This window comes from Pseudoxanthomonas winnipegensis (assembly GCF_030322905.1).
GTDB classification, from domain to species: domain Bacteria; phylum Pseudomonadota; class Gammaproteobacteria; order Xanthomonadales; family Xanthomonadaceae; genus Pseudoxanthomonas_A; species Pseudoxanthomonas_A winnipegensis.
Genome location: NZ_CP095475.1, coordinates 39,615 through 63,438, shown reverse-complemented (window position 1 = coordinate 63,438; position 23,824 = coordinate 39,615). Strand labels below are relative to the sequence as shown.

Genomic DNA, 23,824 nt, shown 5'->3' with positions numbered 1-23,824 from the left:
GCGTATCCGCGGGGGATGCGCGCGGTGTGGGCCCCATCCGGGAGCGAACCGCTCCAGCCCCACTTCCGCACAAGAAGAGAGGACCACCGACGATGCGCAAGCTGTTTTCCACCCTGGTCTTGCTGTGCCTGGCCTGCATGGCCTCCACCGCGTTCGCCAAGAACTGCAACGTCGCCATCAGCGGCGACGATGCGATGAAGTTCGACAGGACCGAGATCCGGATCGACGCGGCCTGCACCCAGGTGAGCGTGACCCTGACCCATACCGGCAAGCTGGCCGCCAACGTGATGGGCCATGACTGGGTGCTGGCCAGGACCGCCGACATGGCCGGCATCGATGCCGATGGCATGAAGGCTGGCATGGCCGCCGGGTTCATCAAGGCCGGCGACGAACGCGTGATCGCCCATACCAAGGTGATCGGTGGCGGCCAGCGCGACACGGTGACCTTCTCCACGTCCAAGCTGACCAAGGGCGGCGACTACAGCTTCTTCTGCTCCTTCCCGGGCCACGCCATGCTGATGAAGGGCAAGTTCGTCTTCGGCTGAGCCGCCGCGCCGCGGCGCGGCTGGAGCGTCGCGGGTCGGCGATTGACTGGGATCAAGGCGCAGGCTGGTTCGCCGGCCTAGCCTGCCCGAGACGTTTCCCACAGGAGCTGAGAACCATGAACAAGACGATGAAAGCCGCCGTGGTCCGCGCCTTCGGCCAGCCGCTGACGATCGAGGAAGTGGCCGTGCCGCGGCCCAAGGCCGGCGATCTGCTGGTCAAGATCGAAGCCTGCGGCGTGTGCCACACCGACCTGCACGCGGCCGAGGGCGACTGGCCGGTCAAGCCCAACCCGCCCTTCATCCCCGGCCACGAGGGCGTCGGCCATGTCGTGGCCGTCGGCGAAGGCGTCACCCACGTCAAGGAAGGCGACCGCGTCGGCATCCCGTGGCTGTACTCGGCCTGCGGCCACTGCGAGCACTGCCTGGGCGGCTGGGAGACGCTGTGCGAGGCGCAGCAGAACACCGGCTACTCGGTCAACGGCGGCTTCGCCGAGTACGCGCTGGCCAACGCCAGCTATGTCGGCCATCTGCCGAAGAACGTCGGCTTCGTCGAGGTCGCGCCGATCCTGTGCGCCGGCGTCACCGTGTACAAGGGGCTGAAGGTTACCGACACCCGGCCCGGCAACTGGGTGGTGATCTCCGGCATCGGCGGCCTGGGTCACATGGCGGTGCAGTACGCCAAGGCGATGGGGCTGAACGTCGCCGCGGTGGACGTGGATGACGCCAAGCTGGCGCTGGCCACGCGCCTGGGCGCGACGGTGACGGTCAACGCGCGCACCACCGATCCGGTGGCGTACCTGAAGAAAGAGATCGGCGGCGCGCACGGCGCACTGGTCACGGCGGTCTCGCCCAAGGCCTTCGAGCAGGCCATCGGCATGGTCCGCCGCGGCGGCACGGTCTCGCTCAACGGCCTGCCGCCGGGCCAGTTCCCGCTGGACATCTTCGGCATGGTGCTCAACGGGGTGACCGTGCGCGGCTCCATCGTCGGCACGCGCCTGGACCTGCAGGAGTCGCTGGAGTTCGCCCAGGCCGGCAAGGTCGCCGCGACCGTGACCACCGACACGCTGGACAACATCAACGCGGTGTTCGCCAGGATGCACGCCGGCCAGATCGAAGGCCGCGTAGTGCTGGACATGGCGGCATAACAGGCCATGCTTGCGCACCGCGCGCGCCTGCCGGGATCCGCGTCGCGCACGCGGATCTTCACCCTTGCGGTGGACCGGCGTGTTCTCCTTGTCGCGTGCGCCCGGCCTGCCGACGCACGCGCCATCCGCGCGGCCCGAGGCTGCGCGGTGCGCCTTCTTTCCTTCCCCATGATGCCTTGACGTTGATGACCCGTTTTCGCCCTTCTTCGCTGCACGCGGCCTGCCTGGCCGCGCTGTACGCCTCTGCCCCTGCCCTGGCCGATGAGCCCGCCGCGCCCATAGATGCGCTCACCCTGGACCGCATCGTGGTGACCACGCGCCTGGAGCGCGTCCCGGCCTTCCGCGTGCCCGCGTCGGTGTCGAGCATCGACCTGGGCGAAGGCGACCACAACGACGTCAACCTGTCCGACGAGCTGCAGGGCGTGCCCGGCATCCTGGCGCGCGACCGGCAGAACTACGCCCAGGACACGCAGCTGTCGGTGCGCGGCTTCGGCGCGCGCACCACCTTCGGCGTGCGCGGCATCCGCCTGTATGCCGACGGCATCCCGGCGGCGATGCCCGACGGCCAGGGCCAGGTCTCGCACTTCAACCTGCTCGGCGGCGGCCGCGTGGACGTGCTGCGCGGGCCGTTCTCGGCGCTGTACGGCAATTCCTCCGGCGGGGTGATCCAGCTGTGGAGCGCCGCGCCGACCCAGGCGCCCGAACTCACGGTGCAGACCACCTACGGCCGCGACGACAGCTGGACCGCCGGCGCCCGCGTGCGTGGCACCGCCGGCGCGGTGGGCTATAACGTGGCGGTGCAGCGCTTCATGACCGACGGCTATCGCCAGCACAGCGCGGCCGACCGCGATTCGGGCAATGCCAAGTTCACCTTCGATCTGGGCGGCGCCGGCACGCTGGACCTGGTCGGCAACGCCTTCCGCAGCGATGCGCAGGATCCGCTGGGCCTGACCAAGGCGCAGGTCGACGCCGACCGCACCCAGGCCACGCCGCAGGCCGAGCAGTACAACACCCGCAAGTCGGTGCAGCAGAACCAGCTGGGCGCGCTCTACACCCTGCCGCTGAACGCACAGCAGACCGTGCGCGTGTCCGCCTGGGGCGGCAACCGCAAGGTGGTGCAGTACCAGTCCATTCCCGCCGCGACCCAGGTCAATCCGCTGCAGGCCGGCGGCGTGATCGACCTGGACAGCGACTACGGCGGCGCCGACGGGCGCTGGTCGTGGCAGGGCGAGGCGGCCGGGCGGCCGCTCGAGTTCACCGCCGGCACCAATTTCGAGAAGCAGCGCCAGCAGCGGCGCGGCTACGAGAACTTCGTCGGCAGCACGCTGGGCGTGCGCGGCCGGCTGCGCCGCAACGAGCGCGATGTGGTGGAGAACTTCGACCAGTACGCGCAGGCCTACTGGGAATTCGTGCCGCGCCTGTCGCTGCTGGCCGGCCTGCGCCATAGCCAGGTGCGCTTCTCCTCGCGCGACTTCTACATCACCGCCGGCAACCCGGACGACAGCGGCCGGCGCACCTATTCGGAGACCACGCCGGTGGCCGGCCTGAGCTTCGCCGCGCGCGAGGACCTGAGCCTGTACGTGTCGGCCGGGCGCGGCTTCGAGACGCCGACCTTCAACGAGATCGGCTACCGCGCCGATGGCGGCGCGGGGCTGGCCTTCGACCTGCAGCCCTCGATCAGTCGCAATGTCGAGCTGGGCGCCAAGTGGCATGCCCAGTCCGGCGCGCATGCCGAGCTGGCGCTGTTCCGCGCCAACACCGACGACGAGCTGGCCGTGGCCCGCAACGTCGGCGGCCGCAGCAGCTATCGCAACGTCGGCAGCGCGCGCCGCCAGGGCGTGGAACTGAGCGCCGGCCTGCCGCTGGCGCAGGACTGGTCGCTGGACCTGGCCTATACCTATCTGGACGCCACCTTCCGCGACAGCTTCCCGATCTGCACCGCCGCCGGCTGCAACAACCCCACCACCCTGGTGGCCGCCGGCACGCGCATCCCGGGCACCGCGCGCAACCAGCTCAACGCGACCCTGGGCTGGCGCCACGGCGACTGGAGCGCGCAGCTGGACGGCGAAGGCGTGGGCGATGTCACCGTCAACGACGCCGGCACCGCGCGCGCGCCGGGGTATTTTCTGGTCGGAATCGAGGCCGGTTATCGCTGGCGCTACGCCAGCGGCGCGCTGAAGGGCTTCGTACGCGTGGACAACGCGCTGGACCAGCGCTACATCGGCTCGGTCATCGTCAACGAAGGCAATGGCCGCTACTACGAACCCGGCCCGGGCCGCGGCGTCATGGTCGGCGCACGCTGGACCTGGGGCGGCGACGGCTGATCGCCCCTACCCAACCCATCAGGAGCCCGTCATGGACACCCGCCAGGTCATCGCCACCCTGCCCGCCCTGCAGCTGATCGAGCGGCTGCGCGGCCGCCACGGCCCGGTGCTGTTCCACCAGTCCGGCGGCTGCTGCGACGGCTCCTCGCCCATGTGCTACCCGGTCGACGACTTCATCGTCGGCGACCGCGACGTGCGCCTGGGCGAGATTGGCGGGGCGGATTTCTATATCAGCCCTTCGCAGTTCGAATACTGGAAGCACACCCAGCTGATCATCGATGTGGTGCCCGGGCGCGGGGGGATGTTCTCGCTGGACAACGGCGAAGGGGTGCGCTTCCTGGTGCGCTCGCGCCTGTTCGCGGATGAGGAGTTCGAGGTGTTGCGGGGGGAGGGGAAGGTTTAGGTTCCAGCTGCTTTTTCGCGTGTGTGGGCAGCAAAAGCCGCCCGCGTGGGGTCTTTAAGGCAAGAGCTTTCGTGCCGCTTCGCGGCCCGACCTACTTTCTTTGCTCGTGCAAAGAAAGGTAGGCAAAGAAACACGCCCCGGGCGGCGCGCCTGCGCTGCGCGCAGGTCCGCTGCGGGCCGAGGGATTTTTCGAAGGGACATCCTGTCCCCTCGAAAAACGCCGCACATCCATGTGCGGCGCCCTGCGGGTCTGATCCTCGTCCCTCCGCCGTGCCTTACGGGGGTCTGAAAGCATCAGCAAAAGCGAGGAGCGAACAGCAACGTCCCTGGATTCCCGCGCTCGCGGGAATGACAATCTGAAAGGCCTGCTTCGGCTGTTGTTGTTGTTGTTGTTGTTGCTGTTGCTGTTGCTGTTGCTGTTGCTGTTGCTGTTGCTGTTGCTCAAGAGCTTCTGCTTTCGCTGTTGCTATACCTGTCTGAGCCGTAAAGCGAGCCGAGCATCGCAGGAAGTCAGGGCCGAAGAGTCGCCCTGTTTGAGCGAAGCGAGTTTGGGCGACGTGCCCTGACTTCCGAGAAGCGCAGGGGACCGCCGCGTAGCGGCGGCTCGCGTCCCGGCGAGAAGCGGTTTTGGCTACTTTTGACAAGACAAAAGTAGCTCGCGCCCGTAGGCGCGAAAGCCTTTGCATCCAGCGCGCCGCAGGCGCGTGCTCTTAAAGCCTCGAGGCGCCGACGCGGGTGCGCCGAAGCACGTCATCAGAACCGCACGAAGTACGGCACCGCCATCAACCCCACCCCCACCACGAACGTCACCCAAGCGCTATCCACAAACCAAGTGAACACCCCCAACGCCAAGCCACACAACGCCGGCACCAGCGCCCGCTGCCGCACCCCATACACCAGATAGCCGCTTCCGATCGCGCCGAACAGCAACCCCCAGATCAGATTCGCGGTGTCCATCGCGCGCGCGCCGCTAGCCGAGCGGCACACGATGCGCCGCATCGGCGCCGACCACCGTGGTCCACGGCCTCACCGTCCAGCTGGCGACGATGCCCTCGACCACGTAGGGATCGCCTTCGGCGAAACGCCGCGCGGCGCTGTCGTCCTCGCCCTGGAACAGCAGCAGCGCCGACTCGGGCGGATCGCCGACCGCGCCGCCCAGCACCAGCTCCCCGCGCGCCACCGCCTGGCGCGCATAGGCCAGATGGGCGGCCCGATGCAGCGGGCGGCGCTGCAGGTAGTCCGGGGCGGTCTGGTAGAACAGCAGGAAGTGCATGGGCGGCTCCGGCGGGGCGGGCCCCCAGTGTGGTCCCCGGCCAGGCCGGCTTCAATCGCGCCGCGCGGCTGAATGGTGTCGCCCGCAACCACCGCAGGATGGGACAAACCCGCGCCGTTGCGCGCTCTGCGCTTGCCCGCGCCTGCTACGATTGGCGCCCTTTCGCGCGCCGGGGGCCATCGCCGCCGGCACGCGGAACGCGCCGCGTCGCGCCCCCTTCCTCCCGCCATGTCGAGTCACGCCGTGTCTTCTTTTGCATCCGTTGAACAGGTCCCGGGCGATCCCATCCTGGGCCTGACCGAGGCCTACAACCACGATCCCCGCCCGGGCAAGGTCAATCTGGGCGTAGGCATCTACTACGACGAAACCGGCCGCATCCCGCTGCTCAAGGCCGTGGCCAAGGTCGAGGAAGCCCTGGCGCTGGAGGCCAAGCCGCGCGGCTATCTGCCGATCGACGGCCTGCCGGCCTACACCCAGGCCACCCGCGAGCTGCTGTTCGGCAAGGATTCGCCGCTGTTGGCCGCCGGCCGCGTGGCCACCACCCAGACCGTCGGCGGCAGCGGTGCGCTGCGCGTGGGCGCCGAGACCCTGCGCAAGCTGCTGCCGCACGCCACCCTGGCGCTGAGCAAGCCCTCGTGGGAGAACCACCGCGCCGTGTTCGAGGCCGCCGGCTTCGAGGTCGGCGAGTACACCTACTTCGACGCGGCCACCCACGGGGTGGACTTCGCCGGCATGCTGGCCGACCTGAAGGCGCTCAAGCCCAAGACCACCGTGCTGCTGCACGCGTGCTGCCACAACCCCACCGGCGCCGACCTGACCGTCGAGCAGTGGAAGCAGGTGGCGCAGGTGCTCAAGGAGGGCGACCTGTTCCCCTTCATCGACCTGGCCTACCAGGGCTTCGACAAGGGCATCCGCGAGGACTCGGCCGCGCTGCAGGTGATCGTCGACGCCGGCATCAGCGACTTCATCGTCGCCAGCTCGTATTCCAAGTCGTTCTCGCTGTACGGCGAGCGCGTGGGCGCGCTGTCGATCGTGGCGGCCACCGCCGAGCAGGCCAAGGCCGTGCAGTCGCACGTCAAGCGCATCATCCGCACCATCTACTCCAGCCCGTCCACGCACGGCGCCGCCCTGGTGGCCGGTGTGCTGAACAACCCCGAGCTGCGCGCGGAGTGGGAAGACGAGCTGACCGCCATGCGCGAGCGCATCCATTCGCTGCGCGCGGGCCTGGTGCAGAAGCTGGCCGACGCCGGCGCCGGCAACTTCAGCTTCATCTCCAAGCAGGCCGGCATGTTCAGCTACTCGGGCCTGACCCGGGACCAGGTGGACCGCCTGCGCGAGGAACACGCCATCTACGCCATCGGCTCCGGCCGCATCTGCGTGGCCGCGCTCAACGCCGGCAACCTGGAGCGCGTTGCCCAGGCCATCGCCCAGGTGGTCAAGGGCTAGCCGTGCGTGGGTGAGGCGAGGGGTGGGAAGTGAGTGGATGTCTCACCTCTCACCTCTCACTCACCGTCATTCCCGCGAAAGCGGGAATCCATGGACGTTAGCTTCCGCTTGAAAGGCACTGGATGGTCAGACATGCGTCTGCCGAGAAGCACTTCCCGCGTTCGCGGGAATGACGGGGTTGAGCATCGCGCTTGGACCTCGGAAGCGAGCTCAGTCAGGAAGCGGGCGCCGAGTGGGAAGCTGCGCGCACGCGGGGCGCTTGCTCGCTCTTTTTTGCAATCTCGGCGCCACCTGCTCAGTGCCGCCTCGGAGCTCACCATCGTCGTTCCCGCGAAAGCGGGAACCCAGGGACTTTCGCGCCGAAGCGTCAACGTCCATGGATTCCCGCTTTCGCGGGAATGAAGGCGTTGGGCATCGTGCTTGAATGTCGGAAGCAGGCAATGAAGCGAGGAAGGCCACGCAGATCCGCGCAGACGCGGCTCCTGCTCACTCCTCACTCCTCTCCACTCACTCCTCCCTTCGTTCCCCCACCCATCTCCGCCCCCCCTACACCCACCCGCGCCCCCGCGGCGTCTGGCCGATGCCGGGGTTGAAGCGGTTGGTCGGGTCGAGCTGACGGTAGAAGGCGGCCAGCGCCGGCTTGGCGCGGTAGAGGTGGCCGACGTTGTGTTCGGCCGGGTACTCGGCGCCGCGCGCGTCCAGGCGCTTCCACATCGCATGCTCGATCGCCAGCGGGTCGCTGCCCTTGCGCGCGATGTAGTCCTGGTGGAACACGTGGCAGAAGAAGTGGCCGTAGTAGAGCTTGGCGATGAGCTGGTCGTCCAGGTCCGCGGGCAGGGTTTCGACCCAGTCGCGGTCGTCGCGGCGCAGGGCGATGTCGAGCGCGACGATGTCCTCGACGCGGTCGCGGTGCACCTGGCGATAGCGGATCGCCGCGCCGGCGATGGCGAAGCGGTGCAGGAAGGCCTTGCGCCCCTCCTGCGCATCGCACTGGAACCAGTCGCCCTCGCGCCCGGCGAAGTAGGCGCGCAGGAAGGCGGCGGTCGCCTCGACGCTGTCCCGCGCCACCCGGATCAGCAGGTGATGCTCGAAACGCGCGCGGAACTCGCTCATGCGCCGCGGCAGGTGAGGCGGCAGCAGGCCGGCCAGGCGCTGCAGCGCGCGGTCGCTGACCCCGTGCAGCCCCAGCCGCTCGAAGAACGCGTCGACGCGGCTCTTCAGCGCGAACGCCTTGGGCACGCGCGCGGTGCCGAGGCGGTCGATCAGCAGGAAGGTGTCCTTGCCGTAGCGCTCGCCGATGTCGTAGGCGTCGCGATGGATGTATTCGCCGGCCACCGGTAGCGACGGCAGCGCGGTCAGCAGATGGCGGCGCACGGCGGTGAGATCGTCCGGCGCGTTGCTGCCGACGTAGAACACCACCGTGTCCTCCTTCGGGAAGGTGTCCAGGCGCACGGCGAACAGCGCCAGCCTGCCGGCCGAGCCCGAGGCCTCGTGCAGCCGCGTCGGGTCGGCGTTGAAGCGCGCCGGCGTGGCGGCATCGACCTGGCGCACATGCGCGGCATAGGTGTGGTCGGAGGCCGCCCTGGTCGGATCGTTGACGATATCGGCCGCGGTGTAGCGCCCGGCCTGCAGCCGCGTGAGCATGTCCTCCGGGTCCTCGCCCAGCGCGATGCCTAAGTGGTTGACCAGGCGCAGCACGCCGTCGGCGCCCAGCTGCGCGTACAGGGCCAGCTCGGTATAGGCCGGGCCGCGCCGCACCAGCGCACCGCCGGAGTTGTTGCACACCCCGCCCAGCACCGAGGCGCCGATGCAGGACGAGCCGATCACCGAATGCGGTTCGCGCCCCAGCGGCGCCAGCGCGCGCTCCAGCGCATCCAGCGTGGCCCCGGGCAGGCACACCACCTGGGCGCCGTCGTTGATCAGCTGCACCCCGGTCAGGCGCAGCGTGCTGAGCAGCAGGACCGGGCGTTCGTAATCGTCGCCATCGGGCGTCGAACCGCCGGTCAGGCCGGTATTGGCCGCCTGCAGGATCACGATCACATCGGCCGCCACGGCGGCCTGCAGCACGCGCCATTGCTCGACCAGCGTGCCCGGCTGGACCACCGCCAGCACCGGCCCTTCGCCGAAGCGCTGGCCCTTGCGGAAGCGGCGCGTGCGCTTGTCGTCGGTCAGCACGTGGCGGCGGCCGACGATGCCGCGCAACGTGTCCAGCAGGGCCGCGTCGCCGCGCGCGCTCACGGCAGGCGGTCGGCCGGCAGCGCGTCTGCGGGCACCAGCATGTGCGGGCCCATGTCGGCGATGCTGCGCGTGCTGGTGAGCGTCATGGCCACGCGCATTTCCTTCTCGATCAGGCCCAGCAGATGCTCCACGCCGGCGCCGCCGGCCGCAGCCAGCGCGTACAGCCAGGCCCGGCCCAGCAGCACCGCGTCGGCGCCCAGGGCGAGCATGCGCACCACGTCCAGGCCGGTGCGGATGCCGGAGTCGGCCAGCAGCTTGATGTCGCCCTTGACCGCATCGGCGATGGCCGGCAGCGCGCGAGCGCTGGACAGCACGCCGTCGAGCTGGCGCCCGCCATGGTTGGACACCACGATGCCGTCGGCGCCGAAGCGCACCGCATCGCGCGCGTCGTCCGCATCCAGGATGCCCTTGATCAGCATCGGGCCCTTCCAGAACTCGCGTATCCACTCCAGGTCCTTCCACGAGATGGAAGGATCGAAGTTGGCCGCCAGCCAGCCGATGTAGTCCTCCAGCCCGGTCGGCTTGCCCAGGTAGCGCGAGACATTGCCCAGGTCGTGCGGGCGGCCGTGCAGGCCCACGTCCCACGCCCAGCGCGGATGGGTCAGCGATTGCCAGTAGCGGCGCAGCGCCGCGTTCGGCCCGCTCATGCCCGAGTGCAGGTCGCGATAGCGCGCGCCGGGCACCGGCATGTCCACGGTGAACACCAGCGTCCTGACGCCGGCGGCCTGCGCGCGCTCCAGCGCGTGGCGCATGAAGCCGCGGTCCTTGAGCACGTACAGCTGGAACCACATCGGCCGCGTCAGCGTCGGCGCGACTTCCTCGATGGGGCACACCGACACGGTGGACAGGGTGAAGGGGATGCCCTTGCGCGCGGCGGCCCGCGCGGCCTGGACCTCGCCGCGGCGGGCGAACATGCCGGTCAGGCCGACCGGCCCCAGCACCACCGGCATGGCCAGGGTCTCGCCGAACAGGGTGGTGGACAGGTCCAGCCGCGACATGTCCTTGAGCACGCGCTGGCGCAGGGCGATCTCGCCCAGGTCGGTCACGTTGCGCGCCAGCGTGCGCTCGGCGTAGGCGCCGCCGTCGGCGTAGTGGAACAGGAACGGCGGCAGCCGGCGCTGCGCGGCGGCGCGGTAATCGGTAGAGGAGGCGATGATCATGGCAGCGGGCGGTCCGGCGGGAGGCGCGAGGCGCGGGCGCGACGCGCCTCGTCCTCGTCGAGGGTCTTGAGCGAGCCGTGGACGAAGGCCAGGTGCTCGTGCGCGGCATGGCGCGCGCGGTCGGCATCGCCGGCCAGCACCGCGTCCTTCAGCGCGCGGTGCTGGGCCAGCAGCGGTGCGAAGGTCTGCGGCGAGGTGTAGAGCTTCTCGCGGTTCTGCGAGATGTTGGACTGCAGCAGCCGGAACAGCGCGCGCATCACCTGCAGCAGCACCAGGTTGTGCGAGGCCTCGGCGATGGCCAGGTGGAAGTCCGCATCGGCCTGGGCCTGGCGGGCCGCGTCGCCCTGCTCGTGCGCGGCCAGCAGCGCCTCGAAGGCGGCGGCGATGCGCGCGCGGTCGGCCTCGGTCGCGCGCTGGGCCGCGTGCCAGGCGGTCGCGCCTTCCAGCGCATGGCGGATCTCCAGCACGTCGAAGCGGTATTCCGGGTCGCCCTGGAACAGCGGCAGGTACGGCACCAGCTGCGCATCCAGGGCCGCGTCCAGCGGCGCCGGCGCGCGCACATAGGTGCCGCCGCCGACCCGGCTGACCAGCAGGCCCTGGCTGGCCAGCTGGGCGATGCCCTCGCGCAGGGCCGAGCGCGAGACCGCAAGCTCGAGCGCCAGGGCGCGTTCGGCCGGCAGGCGCTCGCCGGGCTTGAGCCCGCGGCGGTCGATCAGCGCGCGCAGCTGGGCCGCCACGCGGTCGGGGACGCGCTCGGCCGGGCGCGTGGCGACGGGCGTGGCATCAGCGGACACGGGGTGGGATCGGGGCATGGCAGGACTCGCGGCAGTGGCCGGGCGCCCTCGCCCGTCCCATCGGCCGGTGGCGCGCCGCACTTGCGTGCGATTGCCACTCAATTGGTCATACCAAATAACGCTCGGCCTGGCGTAAATTAGGCGCTCCCGACTCGATCGGTGTCAATCACAAAGATTGCTTTCTCAATAGGTCCGACCAATCACCACACTCCGGGCCACACCTTCCACGTCCGGCGGGCGTGCGCGTCCCAGGCCGCGCCGAAGGCCTGGGCCAGCACCGCTTCCTCCACCCGCATGCGGCGGGCGAAGGCCGCCGTCGCCGCCAGCGCAATCACCGCCAGCGAGGCCCAGCTGCCCAGGCCCACGCCCAGGCCATAGAAGCACGCCAGCGCGCCGGTATAGGACGGATGGCGCAGCCAGCGGTACGGCCCGGCGGTGATCAGCGCATGGCCGGGCTGGATGCCGACGTCCACCGTGAACTGCCGCCCCAGCACCGCGATCGCCCACAGCCGGAACGCCAGCCCGCCGACCACCATCGCCGTGCCGGTCCCCAGCAGCGGCAGGCGCCAGCCCGGCGGCCAGCGGCCGATGCCCAGCACGCTCAGCACCACGCCGACGAAGATCGCTGCGTACAGCACCGTCCACAGCATGCGCAGCGTGCCGCCGTCGCGCGCCGGATCGTCCTGGCTGCGACGCCGGTGGCTGATGAACACTTCCACCGCCCACCACGCGGCGCAGGCGATCCAGAACAGCAGTTGCGGCAGGTCGATGGTCATGGCGGTGGCCAAGGAAGAAGCGCGGTCTCGCGCGGTGAGGTCAGTGTGCGCCGCGCCTGCGTCAGCGGCAGGTGCCGGCGGCCATCGCCACGCCCTGCCGGAAGTCATCTTGCGCAGGGCAGCTCAGGATCGGTCGCCGGCTGCGGCTCAAGCCGCGAAGCAGCCGTGGAATCCGAGCGGGACCGCATCGGGCAACCAGGCCTGCGCCAGCGGGCCGCGGTCGAGGTGGCGCGCATCGAGGACGGCGATCCCGCTGCGGCCGCGCGCCGCATCCAGCACGGTGCCCACCAGCCAGCCCTCGTCCGCGCGCGCGCTGCCCGGGCGCGGGACGAAGACGTGTTCTTCGGCCAGGACGTGCGGGCCGTAGTCGTGCACCACGCGCCGTCCGCGCTCGACATCGAACACGGCAACCGCATTGAAGTACGGCGCATCGTGTCGACCGACCGTGGTCGGCGCGTACAGCAGAGCGCCGCGCCCGGCGGCCGTCCGCGGGTCGAATACCGGGAACTCCAGCCCCGACAGCCCCGTCGGTTCCCAGCGGGCACGCCCCTGCGCCAGGTCCAGGCGCAGGGTGAGCAGCCGGGTCGCGGCGCCGCGCTGCCCGGCTGCATCGCCATGCAAGGCCGCCTGCATGGGCGAACGCGCCTCGTCCGGATTGTCGTGACCGATGGCCCGCACCCATAGCTCCCCGCTGCGCTCGAAGGCATCGCCGAAGTGATAGATCGCCGCGAACGGCGCCTCGAACCAGCGCGCCTGCCCGGGCCGGTCCTTCTCCACCACCGCGATGCGGCAGGGCTGGTCGGGCGTGAACCGCATGCGCTCGAAGAAGCTGGCCCCGGCCGCCGGATCGAACGCGTAGGGCATCAGCACGAACACCAGCCGCCCGGGCGTCTGCGCGAAGGCGTGCAGGTAGCCGGGGGCCGGAGTGTGGACGATGTCGGCCGACAGCAGCCGGCCGTCGGCACCCAGGTGCCAGATCAGCAGGCCGTTGCCGCCCATCAGGTTGATCGAACCGAAGTTCCACACGCTGCCATCGGCGTCGCGCAGCGGGTGCGCCGAGAACGGCATCGCCGCCAGATCCTCGCGCCAGGTCACCGGCCCCAGCGTGTCCAGCTGGTCCGGGTCCAGCTCGAAGGCCGAACCGGACTCGCACAGCGCGAACAAGCGGCCGTCGATCAGGGTGACCGAGGTATTGGCGGTGTTGGCGCCGTCGTTGTTGCGCACCGGCTGCGCGTCCGGCACCGAGGTGCCGGCGGCCATATACAGGAAACGGCCGGCCTCCTGCTCGCGCGTGAACTTGGGCGTGGCCACCATGCGCGCCTGATGGGTCAGGGTGCCGTCGCCGTTGAAGCGCCAGCGATGCACCATGCCGTCGCCGTCGAACCAGTGGTCGTAGCGGAAGCCCGCACGCTCGGTCCAGGCCGGCCCGTTGCGGTAGAGGCTGCCGGCGAACCCCACCGGCAGACGCCCCTGCACCGGCACCGTCCGCGGCCCCAGCCGCGCGGCCTGCACGCTGCGCCAGCCCACCAGCCAGGGATGCGCCTGGAGGCCCTTGGCGAAGGCCGCCGCCTCCCCGGCCATCGCGCTGGCCGGGCGCAGCGCCAGGCCGCGGATCGCGGCGACCGCGGCACTGCCGAGCAGGGAAGACAGGAAGCGACGACGGTCCATGGCGTGTCCTCCAGGTCGGCTCAGCGCAGCTTGATGACGATGGCGGTGCCCTGGTCTGGCAGGTCGAAGGCCGCCTCGTCGAAGGTCGGCTTGCGCATCACCCGCGGGTTGTTGCTGAAGCCGTAGCCCTCGGTCGGCATGCCGATGATGTTGGTGTCCAGGCGGCCGTTGCCGTTCTCATCGTGCATGACCTGGACCGCGTACCGGCCCGCGGGAAGATCGTGGAAGACCACCTGCTCCTCCCGGCCGCTGGGCGAGCGCATCTGCGCGGCCGCGGCCGGCGCCTTGCCCTCCCAGCCCTCGGCCGAGACCACCGCAACCTTGAGCCGTCCGCCGGGCGCATGGATGTCCTGCAGATCGATGGTGAGATCGGCCGCGGCGGCGGGCAGGGCGAGGAACAGCAGCAGCGAAGCGACGAAGACGATGGGTTTCATGGCGAAGGCCTCGAAAGTGCGGTGGGTGTGCCGCCAGTCTCCCGAGCCGCCCCCGCGCCTTGAATGGCGGTTGGTCATCAATGCGACCTGCCGGAAGTCACGACTTGTCGCCGGCCCATTGCCCACCGCACGAGGACGAGTGAGCATCGCCCCATGCGACCGACCCTGCGCGAGTTCTTCGAGCCCCTCAACATCGCCGGCCTGATCACCATCGCCGCGGTGACGCTGTCGTTCGGCTTCGAGGCCGACGGCGGCGTGCTGCGCTGGTGGCTGCTGGGCGGCTTCGCCGGGCTGTTCATCGCCTACGACTGGATCAAGGGCCACGCCTTCCTCCGCGATGCGGCGCTGTGCGTGCAGGCGGCGCTAGCGCTGTGGCTGGTGTACCTGGAACCGCGCGCCGGCACCGCGCCGGTGCTGCTGGTGATGCTGGTGGCGCATGCGGCCATGTGCTGGCGGCCGGCGGTGGTGCTGGCGTTCGGCGTGGCGATCAATGTGGGCCTGTACCTGACGCTGGATGCGGTGGGTGTCAGGCGGCAGTGGCTGATGGTGGTTATCTACGCCAGCTTCCAGGCGTTCTCGGCGCTGGTGGCCTATTACGCGCGCAATGCCGAACGCACGCGCGACGCGCTGGCCCTGGTCAACGCCGACCTGCTGGCCACGCGCGCGCTGCTGGCCGACAGCGCGCGCGACGCCGAGCGGCTGCGCGTGGCGCGCGAGCTGCACGACGTGGCCGGGCACAAGCTCACCGCGATGAAGCTCAACCTGCGCGCGCTGGCCGGCGACCCGGCCCTGGCCGAACGCAGCGAGGTGCGCATCGCCCAGCAGCTGTCCAGCGAGCTGCTCGACGACATCCGCAGCGTGGTCCAGGCCCTGCGCGATACGCGCGGGCTGGATCTGCATACCGCGCTGCGCGCGCTGGCCGCGCCGCTGCCGCGCCCCGCGCTGGCGCTGGACATCGCCGCCGACGCCACCGTCACCGACCCGGCGCTGGCCGAGACCCTGCTGCGCGTGGTGCAGGAGGCCCTGACCAACACCGCCCGCCACACCGATGCCGACACGCTGCACGTGCGCCTGGCGCGCGAGGGCGAGGCGCTGCTGCTGCGCATCGAGGACAACGGCCAGCGCGCCACGCGTCTGCGCGAAGGCAACGGCCTGTCCGGCATGCGCGAGCGCATCGCCGCCGCGCGCGGCCGCCTGGACATCGATCTCACCCCCCACGGCGCGCTGCGCCTGACCGCCAGGATTCCCGCATGAGCCCCTCCGCTTCCATCACCGTCGCGTTGGCCGACGATCAGGCACTGGTGCGCGCCGGCCTGCGCGCGCTGCTGCTGCAGCAGGGCATCGCGGTGGCGTTCGAGGTCAGCGATGGCGCCGAGCTGATCGAGCGCCTGGCCGCCCAGCCGGTGGACGTGGTGCTCAGCGACATCCGCATGCCCGGGGTGGACGGCATCGAGGCGCTGACCCGGCTGCGCGCGGCCGGCGACGCCACCCCGCTGCTGCTGCTGACCACCTTCGACGATGCCGACCTGCTGCTGCGTGCGACCGAGGCCGGCGCGCAGGGCTTCCTGCTCAAGGACGCCGCGCCGGAGGATCTGCGCGATGCCATCGTGCGCGTGGCCGGCGGCGACACGCTGCTGCAGCCGGTCAGCACCGAGCCGGTGCGCGCGCGCTATGCCTACCGCGAGCAGGACGCCCCGCGCGAGCCGTTCAACGAGCGCGAGGTGGCGATCCTGCGGCTGCTGGCCGGCGGGTATTCCAACAAGGAGATCGCGCGCACGCTGTTCCTGGCCGAAGGCACGGTGAAGAACTACGTCTCGGTGATCCTGGACAAGCTCGGCACCCGCGACCGCACCCGGGCGGTGCTCAAGGCGATCACGCTGCGGGTGATTTGAGGCGTTGCGCCGCGCGCGTTAGGAACCGGCAACGCGCTCCTGCCCCCTCCCTTTCGCGCAGCGAAGGGGAGGGCTGGGGTGGGGTGTTTTTGCTTTTCGCTTGGGCGACAGCAACAGCTAGCAGCAAAACCAAAAGCAAAAGCCAACCCCTCCCCAGCCCTCCCCTTCGCTTCGCGAAAGGGAGGGGGCAGGAGCAGAAGCAAAAGCAGCGGCAAGCGCGACGGCGGGTGCGTCGCCGGACGACGAGATTCGTCGCTGACATATCCGCGGTCACACGATTGCGGCGACAATGCCGGCCCCCACGTCGCCCGAAGGTCCCCACCACGATGCAGCCCGTCACCCTGACCCGCTACCTGGTCGAAGAACAGCGCGCCGGCCGTATCAGCGCCGAACTGCGCCAGCTGATTTCCGTCGTCGTGCGCGCCTGCACCAGCATCTCGGTGGCGGTGAGCAAGGGCGCGCTGGGCGGGGTGCTGGGCGAGGCCGGCACCGGCAACGTGCAGGGCGAGGCGCAGAAGAAGCTGGACGTGATCAGCAACGACATCCTGCTGGAAGCCAACGCCTGGGGCGGCCACCTGGCCGCCTGCGCCTCGGAGGAGATGGACCACGCCATGCCGGTGCCGGACGAGTATCCGCACGGCGAGTTCCTGCTGCTGTTCGACCCGCTGGACGGCAGCTCCAACATCGACGTCAACGTCTCGGTGGGCACCATCTTCTCGGTGCTGCGCTGCCCGAAGGACCATGTCGAGTCGCCCACCGACGCCGACTTCCTGCAGCCGGGCCGCGACCAGGTCGCCGCCGGCTACTGCATCTACGGGCCGCAGACCATGCTGGTGCTGACCACCGGCCACGGCACCCACGGCTTCACCCTGGACCGCGAGCAGGGCCTGTTCGTGCTGACCCAGCCGCGCATGCAGGTGCCGGCGCAGACCGCCGAGTTCGCCGTCAACATGTCCAACCAGCGCCACTGGGAGCCGCAGATGCAGGCCTACGTGGCCGACCTGCTGGCCGGCCGGGACGGCCCGCGCGGCAAGGACTTCAACATGCGCTGGATCGCCTCGATGGTGGCCGACGTGCATCGCATCCTGACCCGCGGCGGGATCTTCATCTATCCGCGCGACCTCAAGGACCCGTCCAAGGCCGGCAAGCTGCGCCTGATGTACGAGGCCAACCCGATGGGCCTGCTGATCGAGCAGGCCGGCGGCCTGGCCAGCACCGGCCGCGCCCGCATCCTGGACCTGCAGCCCGAACAGCTGCACCAGCGCGTGCCGGTGTTCATCGGCTCGCGCGAGGAAGTCGAGGCGGCCGAGCGCTATCACGCCGACTGAAGGCCTGGCGCCGCGGGCCGCGGATGACCGCCACCTGACGTCGGCGTCAGCTTCCTGAGACAATCCCGGGCTTCCGGCCGCGTCCAGGCGGCGTCCGAACAGGTGCTTGTCCCATGGCTTCAGCTTCCCCGCGCCGCGATGTCGGCCCCTTCGCGCTCATGCTCACCGGCCTGGGCTCGATCATCGGCTCGGGCTGGCTGTTCGGCGCCTGGCGCGCGGCTGGCCTGGCCGGTCCGGGCGCGATCTGGGCCTGGGTGTTCGGCGCGGCCATCATCACCACCATCGCCCTGACCTATGCCGAGCTGGGCGCGATGTTCCCCGAATCCGGCGGCATGGTGCGCTACAGCCACTATTCGCACGGCGCCCTGGTGGGCTTCATCGCCGGCTGGGCCAACTGGATCGCCATCGTCTCGGTGATCCCGGTCGAGGCCGAGGCCTCGGTCCAGTACATGGCGTCCTGGCCCTATCCCTGGGCGCAGGCGCTGTACATGCATCTGCCGGGTGGCCAGGGCGAGCTGGCCGAGCCCGGGCTGTTGATCGCCGCCGCGCTGGTGCTTGTGTACTTCTTCCTGAACTTCTGGAGCGTCAAGCTCTTCGCCCACTCCAACACGGCCATCACCGTGTTCAAGCTGGTGGTGCCGGCGGCCACCGGCGTGGCGCTGATCGCCAGCGGCTTCCACCAGGAGAACTTCGCGGTCGGCGTGCACGGCGGGCGCGACACCCTGGACCTGGCGGCGGTGCTGACCGCGGTGGCCACGGCCGGCATCGTGTTCAGCTTCAACGGCTTCCAGAGCCCGGTGAACCTGGCCGGCGAGGCGCGCAACCCGGGCCGCAGCATCCCCTTCGCCGTGCTCGGCTCGATCGCGCTGGCCACGGTGATCTACCTGATCCTGCAGGTGGCCTACCTGGGCGCGGTGCCGCCGGACCTGCTGGCCAAGGCCGGCTGGCACGGCATCGACTTCCGCTCGCCGTTCGCCGAGCTGGCGATCATCGTCAACCTGCACTGGCTGGCGATGCTGCTCTACGCCGATGCCTTCATCAGCCCCTCGGGCACCGGCATCACCTACACCGCCACCACCTCGCGCATGATCTACGGCATGGAGCGCAACGGCACCCTGCCGGCGCTGCTGGGCCGACTGCATCCGCGCTGGGGCGTGCCGCGCCCGGCGATGTGGCTGAACCTGGTGGTGTCCTACCTGTTCCTGTTCTTCTTCCGCGGCTGGGGCACGCTGGCGGCGGTGATCTCGGTGGCGACGATCATCTCCTACCTCACCGGTCCGGTCAGCGCGATGGCGCTGCGCCGCAGCGCGCCGGACCTGCCGCGTCCGCTGCGCCTACCCGGCCTGCCGCTGCTGGCCGGCGTGGCCTTCGTCATGGCCACCGAACTGCTGTACTGGGCGCGCTGGCCGCTGACCGGGGAGATCATCCTGCTGATGGCCGTGGCCCTGCCGGTGTACGCCTGGTCGCAGCACCGCCGCGGCTGGCCGGACCTGCGCCGCCAGCTGCGCGGCGCGGCCTGGCTGCTGACCTACCTGCCGGCGGTGGCACTGCTGTCCTGGGGCGGCAGCACCACCTTCGGCGGCCACGGCTACCTGAGCTACGGCATGGACCTGGCCGTGGTGGCGGTGGTGGGCGTGGTGTTCTACCTGTGGGGCGTGCGCGCCGGCTGGCGCACGCCGGCGCTGGGCGAGGCCACGAATCGCTGAGCGCTGCTATCGTGCAGGCCATGCACGAACAGGATCTCATCGCGGTGATCGACGGGGCCGTCCCCGCCGACACCTGCGCCGCCATCGTCGCCCGCTTCGAAGCCAGCGGTCAGGAAGCGCCGGGCCGGGTCGGCGGCGGCCACTTCCCTGAGCTCAAGCGCTCCAGCGACATCGCCATCAGCGGCCAGCACGGCTGGGCCGACGTGGAGCAGGCGCTCAACCAGGCGGTGTTCGCCGGGCTCAAGGAATACCTGCGCACCTATCCCTTCGCGCTGATCGCGCCGGTGATGCTGCAGTACACCCCGCAGGGCGGCAGCGCGCGGCGCATCGGCTACGAAGACCTGGAGACGATCGACGACGCCACCCTGTCCGACCTGATGACGGCGGTGTTCCGCCCCGGGCGGATCAACCTGCAGCGCTACCGCGCCGGCGAAGGCGGCTACCCCTACTGGCACTGCGAGCTGTACCCGAAGGACAAGCAGGCCGAGACGCTGCACCGCCACCTGCTGTGGACGCTGTACCTCAACGACGGCTTCCAGGCCGGCGAGACCGAGTTCTTCCACCAGCAGCGCAAGATCGCTCCGCGCACCGGCAGCCTGCTGATCGCCCCGGCCGCCTTCACCCACACCCACCGCGGCAACCGTCCGCAGGGCGGCGACAAGTACATCGCCACCAGCTGGGTGCTGTTCCAGCCCGCGACCAAGCTCTACGGCGGCTAAGCCCCGGTGCTGTCGCGGCATCAGGCGCGCTAGCGCTGTTCGGCCAGCAGCAGGCTGGTCTCGGAGGCGGCGATGCCTTCGATGTCGCGCAGGCGGCGCAGGGCCTGGTCGAAGCCGGCCAGGTCGTCGGTGCGCACCTCGGCCACCAGGTCCCAGCGGCCGTTGGTGGAATAAACGCTTACCACCTCCGGCAGGCGGCGCAGAGCGGCCACGACCTTGTCGGTGGCGCCGCCGCGGACTTCGATCTGGGTGATGGCGCGCACGCCGTGCAGGCCGTCCTCGTTGGCCAGGCGGATGGTGAAGCCCAGCAGCAGGCCGCTGCGCTGCAGGCGGGTGATGCGGTTCTGCACGGTGCTGCGCGAGACCTTGAGCTGCTTGGCCAGCAGCGCGGCAGGCGTGCGGCTGTCGGCCCGTAACAAGGCGATGAGATCCTGGTCCAGGGCGTCGAGGGCTTCGGCCATGGCGGGCCTCCGGAGGGCGAATGGAAGTCTGGCGATTCGCCAGCGCCTGTCATCGATTTGACAGAAATCCGGCAAACACTGGCGATCTGCGCGCTTCTTGCTGGTTTGCGCGCGGCCTAGGATGCCACAACGCCAATCACGAGACGCTTGCCCATGTCGACCTCGCCCCGCCCGCGCGTGCTGATGTGCCCGCCCACGCACTTCTCCGTGGACTACGACATCAACCCCTGGATGACCGGCAACCGCGACCAGGCCGACCGCGGCCGCGCGCAGCGCCAGTGGGAGAACCTGCACGCCCTGGTGGCCGATGCGGCCGACGTGGAACTGATCCCGCATGTGCCGGGCCTGCCGGACATGGTGTTCACCGCCAACGCCGGGCTGGTCTATCGCGACCTGGCCGTGCCCAGCCGCTTCCGCCATGCCGAGCGCGCCGGCGAGGAGCCGCATTTCACCCAGTGGTTCGCCGGGGCGCGCTTCGCGGTAGACCTGCTGGACGGGATCGAGTTCGAAGGCGCCGGCGATGCGCTGCTCGATCGCGCCGCGCCGCGGCTGTGGTTCGGCTATGGCCACCGCAGCGATGCGCGCGCCGCCGCCGCGCTGCAGGAACGGCTGGGCCTCGAGGTGGTGCCGCTGCGGCTGGTCGATCCGCGCTTCTATCACCTGGACACCTGCCTGTGCCCGCTGTCAGGCGGCGAGTTGCTGTACTTCCCCGCGGCCTTCGACGAGACCGCACAGGCGGCCATCGCCGCGCGCGTGCCGGATGACAAGCGCATCGCGGTGTCCGAGGAAGACGCGCTGGCCTTCGCCTGCAACGCGGTCAACCTGGACAACGTGGTGATCCTCAACCGTGCCAGTGCCGCGCTGCGCCAAGCGCTGGCCACGCACGGCTATCGCGTGCGGGAGACACCGCTGGATGAGTTCCTCAAGGCCGGCGGCTCGGCCAAGTGCCTGACGCTGCGACTGGACGAGCCGGGGCTGAACTAGACCTGCCCGGCGCGTTCAGGCGGCGCGACGAAGCGCAAGCGCTTTCAGTCACTGGCGTTGAATGCGGGGACGTGCACCGTGGCGCCACACCAAAGCGCCAACTAAGGAGCGCGCCATGAAACTCCGCAACCGTACTTCGCTCGCCATCGCCACCCTGCTCACCGTGAGCCTGTCGGATCCGGTCTGGGCGCAGAGCGCGCAGACCGACAAGCCGATGGACCACGCCGGCATGCAGCACAGCGACGCCATGCCGCCGGACAAGTCCGACCAGCCGGGCACCGACACCTGGATCACCACCAAGGTCAAGGCCGATCTGCTGGCCAGCAAGGGCGTCTCGGGCACCGACGTGTCGGTGGAGACCAAGGACGGCGTGGTCTGGCTGAGCGGCACCACCGCCACCAAGGCCGAGAAGGACCGCACCGTCGCCAAGGCCAAGGCCATCGAAGGCGTCAAGAGCGTCAACGCGACCAAGCTGAAGGTCGTCGCGGCGACCAAGAAGTAAGCCGCGTCCATCAGCTTCGGACAAAGGACGGCGCCTTTCGGCGCCGTCCTTTTTTTGTGCAGCTGCAGGGCGATGCGCGCGGTTCGAACGGTTCACGCTTTCCCGCTGCGCAGCGTCCACAGCGCCGCGCCCACGATCAGCACGCCGCCCAGCCAGCCGGCCAGGGTGAGCCGTTCGCCCAGCCACACCACCGCGAACAGCGCGCCCCACACCGGCTCGGTGCCCATCAGCAGGCCTACGCGGCTGGGCGTGCCGCGGCGCAGCGCCCAGTTCTGCGCCACCAGGGCGAACACCGTGCAGCCCAGCACCAGGTAGAGACAGGCCCACCAGAAGGCGCCGGCCTGCGGCAGTGCGGGCAGGCCGGCGGGCAGCAGGACCCACGCCAGCGCCAGGCAGCCGGTGCCCACCACGGCGGACTGCACGGCGGTCAGCAGCAGCATCGGTGCCTGCGCATGCCGGCGCGCGAGCCCGCTGGTGGCACAGGCCGTGATCGCCCGCAGCACGGCGGCGGCCAGCATCAGCGCATCGCCCCAGCCCCAATGCATCCGCGGGCCGCCGGCGAGCAGGGCCGCCCCGGCCAGGGAGACCGCCGCACAGGCCACCACCACCGCGGCCGGCCGCCGGCCCAGCAATGCCCATTCGGCGAATGGCGTAAACACCACGCACAGGCTGATCAGGAAGGCCGCGTGGCTGGCCTGGGTGTGCGCCACGCCATAGGTCTCGCACAGGAAGATCGCCAGCAGCAGCCCGCCCAGCGGCAGACCGGCGCGCACGGCGCCGCGCCACTGCGCCGGGGTGGCGCGCAGACACGCCGGCGCCAGCAGCGCGGTGGTCAGCAGGAAGCGCACGGCCAAAAAGCCCAGCACGGGGTAGAACGCCAGCGCGCCCTTGGCCACGCCGTAGCTGGTGCCCCAGACGATGGCGACCAGCAGCAGGGCGGCGTCGGCGGCACGCAGCAGCCTGGGCGCGGCTGGCGAGGGCGAAGATGCGAGGGTGGGAGCGGAAGTGGACATGGGCGCAGCGTATATTCGCGATCCTGCCGCGATAATCCGCCGCTCCAGCACAGGTTCTGTTCCCCATGCGCACGAATGAGGCCCTCGACAGCCTGTCCGACATGGCGGTGTTCGCACGCGTGGTGGCGGCCGGCAGCTTCTCCGCCGCAGCGCGCGGGCTGGGGCTGACGCCATCGGCCGTGAGCCGGCAGGTCGCGCGGCTGGAACGCGCGCTGCGCGTGCGCCTGCTGGAGCGCTCCACGCGCCAGCTGCGCCTGACCGAGGCCGGACGCGCCGCCCATGCCCGCTGCCAGCAGCTGGAGAGCGCCGCGCGCGAGGTGTTCTCGCTGGCCGGCGATGCCGACGGCGCGCCGCGCGGGCTGGTGCGCATGAGCGCGCCCAAGGCCTATGGCCGGCTGCGCATCCATCCGCTGGTGCCGGCCTTCCTGGCCGCGCACCCGCAGGTGGACCTGCAGCTGGTGGTGACCGACCGCACGGTGGACCTGTTCGCCGAGGACATCGACCTGGCCGTGCGCATCACCGACACCCCGCCGCCGGGGTTGGCGGGCCGGCCGCTGGAGACCGTCGAGCACCTGGTCTGCGCCAGCCCGGCCTACCTGGCGCGGCGCGGCCTGCCGGAGCACCCGCGCGAGTTGGCCCAGCACGACTGCATCGTGCTGGGCGAGGACGAGCGCGACCGGCACTGGCGCTTCGAGCGCGCCGGCGGCGGCGAGGCGGCCAGCGCCAGCGTGGCGGTGCGCGGCCGCTACCAGGCCAACCACTCCGAGATGCGGCGCGAGGCGGCCCTGGCGGATCTGGGCATCGCCTCCCTGCCCGGCTTCACCGCCCGCCCCGCGCTGGAGGCCGGCACGCTGGTGCCGGTGCTGACCGGCTGGCGCCACGTCACGGCCTACTCCGGCACCGCCTGGCTGCTGTACCCGCCCAACCGCTTCCTGCCGGCGCGCGCACGCGCCTGGATCGACCACCTGGCCGCCGGCCTGGCCGCGTCCTGAGGCATGCCCTTGGCGTCCTGA

Annotated in this window: 23 protein-coding genes; 13 read left to right on the top strand and 10 right to left on the bottom strand. The window is 70.6% G+C overall.

Translation table 11 applies throughout. From position 1 onward, the window contains the following. The first annotated feature begins 92 nt into the window (after positions 1-92). The 4 genes from azu (at position 93) to MWN52_RS00280 (ending at position 4,417) form a co-directional block, all read left to right on the top strand. The gene (azu, locus tag MWN52_RS00295; protein WP_286575987.1) at positions 93-545 is read left to right on the top strand and encodes an azurin; all 453 of its coding nucleotides are present in this window, start codon (positions 93-95) and stop codon (positions 543-545) included. Positions 546-661: 116 nt separating this feature from the next. Next, positions 662-1,690 carry an alcohol dehydrogenase AdhP gene (adhP, locus tag MWN52_RS00290; protein ID WP_286575986.1) on the top strand — a complete coding sequence of 343 codons (1,029 nt, stop codon included), beginning with the start codon at positions 662-664 and terminating at the stop codon, positions 1,688-1,690. Positions 1,691-1,875: 185 nt separating this feature from the next. Beyond that, positions 1,876-4,014, top strand: coding sequence for a TonB-dependent receptor family protein (locus MWN52_RS00285; protein ID WP_286575985.1), 2,139 nt, complete (start codon positions 1,876-1,878; stop codon positions 4,012-4,014). Between the two features lie 31 nt (positions 4,015-4,045). Then, positions 4,046-4,417 (top strand): DUF779 domain-containing protein, encoded by a 372-nt coding sequence (locus tag MWN52_RS00280; RefSeq protein ID WP_286575984.1) that lies wholly within the window; start codon positions 4,046-4,048, stop codon positions 4,415-4,417. Positions 4,418-5,170: 753 nt separating this feature from the next. Here the strand turns inward: MWN52_RS00280 and MWN52_RS00275 are convergent. Further along, a complete protein-coding gene (locus tag MWN52_RS00275) occupies positions 5,171-5,374 on the bottom strand; it encodes a hypothetical protein (protein WP_130534218.1) in 204 nt (67 codons plus the stop codon). A 13-nt stretch (positions 5,375-5,387) separates the two neighbouring features. After that, on the bottom strand, positions 5,388-5,690 hold the full coding sequence (locus MWN52_RS00270; RefSeq protein WP_130520427.1) for a YciI-like protein: 303 nt from the start codon (positions 5,688-5,690) through the stop codon (positions 5,388-5,390). Positions 5,691-5,933: 243 nt separating this feature from the next. Here MWN52_RS00270 and MWN52_RS00265 point away from each other — a divergent pair, with 243 nt between their 5' ends. Then, positions 5,934-7,136: an amino acid aminotransferase gene (locus tag MWN52_RS00265; RefSeq protein WP_286575983.1), complete on the top strand. Its 1,203-nt coding sequence runs from the start codon at positions 5,934-5,936 to the stop codon at positions 7,134-7,136. A gap of 546 nt (positions 7,137-7,682) precedes the next feature. On the opposite strand, the gene dld is transcribed toward MWN52_RS00265, so the two are convergent. The 6 genes from dld to MWN52_RS00235 all read right to left on the bottom strand — a co-directional run bounded on the left by dld (position 7,683) and on the right by MWN52_RS00235 (position 14,206). Beyond that, positions 7,683-9,374, bottom strand: coding sequence for a D-lactate dehydrogenase (gene dld / locus MWN52_RS00260; RefSeq protein WP_286575982.1), 1,692 nt, complete (start codon positions 9,372-9,374; stop codon positions 7,683-7,685). After that, positions 9,371-10,534, bottom strand: coding sequence for an FMN-dependent L-lactate dehydrogenase LldD (gene lldD, locus MWN52_RS00255; RefSeq protein ID WP_286575981.1), 1,164 nt, complete (start codon positions 10,532-10,534; stop codon positions 9,371-9,373). The genes dld and lldD overlap by 4 nt, the downstream gene beginning before the upstream one ends. Next, positions 10,531-11,346, bottom strand: coding sequence for a transcriptional regulator LldR (gene lldR / locus MWN52_RS00250; protein WP_425608060.1), 816 nt, complete (start codon positions 11,344-11,346; stop codon positions 10,531-10,533). The genes lldD and lldR overlap by 4 nt, the downstream gene beginning before the upstream one ends. A 182-nt stretch (positions 11,347-11,528) precedes the next feature. Beyond that, positions 11,529-12,104, bottom strand: coding sequence for a methyltransferase family protein (locus MWN52_RS00245; protein WP_286575979.1), 576 nt, complete (start codon positions 12,102-12,104; stop codon positions 11,529-11,531). A 147-nt stretch (positions 12,105-12,251) separates the two neighbouring features. Then, entirely contained in the window at positions 12,252-13,772 is a 1,521-nt protein-coding gene (locus MWN52_RS00240) for a carotenoid oxygenase family protein (protein ID WP_286575978.1), read from the bottom strand. A 20-nt stretch (positions 13,773-13,792) separates the two neighbouring features. After that, positions 13,793-14,206 carry a DUF2141 domain-containing protein gene (locus MWN52_RS00235; RefSeq protein WP_286575977.1) on the bottom strand — a complete coding sequence of 138 codons (414 nt, stop codon included), beginning with the start codon at positions 14,204-14,206 and terminating at the stop codon, positions 13,793-13,795. 63 nt (positions 14,207-14,269) lie between these two features. Between MWN52_RS00235 and MWN52_RS00230 the strand changes: the two genes are divergently transcribed. The 5 genes from MWN52_RS00230 to MWN52_RS00210 all read left to right on the top strand — a co-directional run bounded on the left by MWN52_RS00230 (position 14,270) and on the right by MWN52_RS00210 (position 19,851). Beyond that, a complete protein-coding gene (locus MWN52_RS00230; protein WP_286575976.1) occupies positions 14,270-15,460 on the top strand; it encodes a sensor histidine kinase in 1,191 nt (396 codons plus the stop codon). Continuing rightward, positions 15,457-16,098, top strand: a complete 642-nt coding sequence (locus MWN52_RS00225) for a response regulator transcription factor (RefSeq protein ID WP_130520415.1) — start codon at positions 15,457-15,459, stop codon at positions 16,096-16,098. The genes MWN52_RS00230 and MWN52_RS00225 overlap by 4 nt, the downstream gene beginning before the upstream one ends. Positions 16,099-16,424: 326 nt before the next feature. Then, the gene (locus MWN52_RS00220; RefSeq protein WP_130532252.1) at positions 16,425-17,426 is read left to right on the top strand and encodes a class 1 fructose-bisphosphatase; all 1,002 of its coding nucleotides are present in this window, start codon (positions 16,425-16,427) and stop codon (positions 17,424-17,426) included. Between the two features lie 113 nt (positions 17,427-17,539). Further along, a complete protein-coding gene (locus MWN52_RS00215; protein ID WP_286575975.1) occupies positions 17,540-19,132 on the top strand; it encodes an APC family permease in 1,593 nt (530 codons plus the stop codon). A 20-nt stretch (positions 19,133-19,152) separates the two neighbouring features. Then, positions 19,153-19,851, top strand: a complete 699-nt coding sequence (locus MWN52_RS00210; protein WP_130524113.1) for a 2OG-Fe(II) oxygenase — start codon at positions 19,153-19,155, stop codon at positions 19,849-19,851. Between the two features lie 29 nt (positions 19,852-19,880). Here the strand turns inward: MWN52_RS00210 and MWN52_RS00205 are convergent, their stop codons facing one another. After that, positions 19,881-20,312, bottom strand: a complete 432-nt coding sequence (locus MWN52_RS00205) for an Lrp/AsnC family transcriptional regulator (protein WP_130524115.1) — start codon at positions 20,310-20,312, stop codon at positions 19,881-19,883. Positions 20,313-20,465: 153 nt separating this feature from the next. Between MWN52_RS00205 and MWN52_RS00200 the strand changes: the two genes are divergently transcribed. After that, positions 20,466-21,296 carry a dimethylarginine dimethylaminohydrolase family protein gene (locus MWN52_RS00200; protein WP_286575974.1) on the top strand — a complete coding sequence of 277 codons (831 nt, stop codon included), beginning with the start codon at positions 20,466-20,468 and terminating at the stop codon, positions 21,294-21,296. A 115-nt stretch (positions 21,297-21,411) separates the two neighbouring features. Further along, positions 21,412-21,798, top strand: coding sequence for a BON domain-containing protein (locus MWN52_RS19520; RefSeq protein WP_345783502.1), 387 nt, complete (start codon positions 21,412-21,414; stop codon positions 21,796-21,798). 92 nt (positions 21,799-21,890) lie between these two features. On the opposite strand, the gene MWN52_RS00190 is transcribed toward MWN52_RS19520, so the two are convergent. Then, positions 21,891-22,811 (bottom strand): DMT family transporter, encoded by a 921-nt coding sequence (locus tag MWN52_RS00190; protein ID WP_286575973.1) that lies wholly within the window; start codon positions 22,809-22,811, stop codon positions 21,891-21,893. 65 nt (positions 22,812-22,876) lie between these two features. Here MWN52_RS00190 and MWN52_RS00185 point away from each other — a divergent pair, with 65 nt between their 5' ends. Beyond that, positions 22,877-23,803, top strand: coding sequence for a LysR family transcriptional regulator (locus MWN52_RS00185; RefSeq protein ID WP_286575972.1), 927 nt, complete (start codon positions 22,877-22,879; stop codon positions 23,801-23,803). The last annotated feature ends 21 nt before the right edge of the window (positions 23,804-23,824 follow it).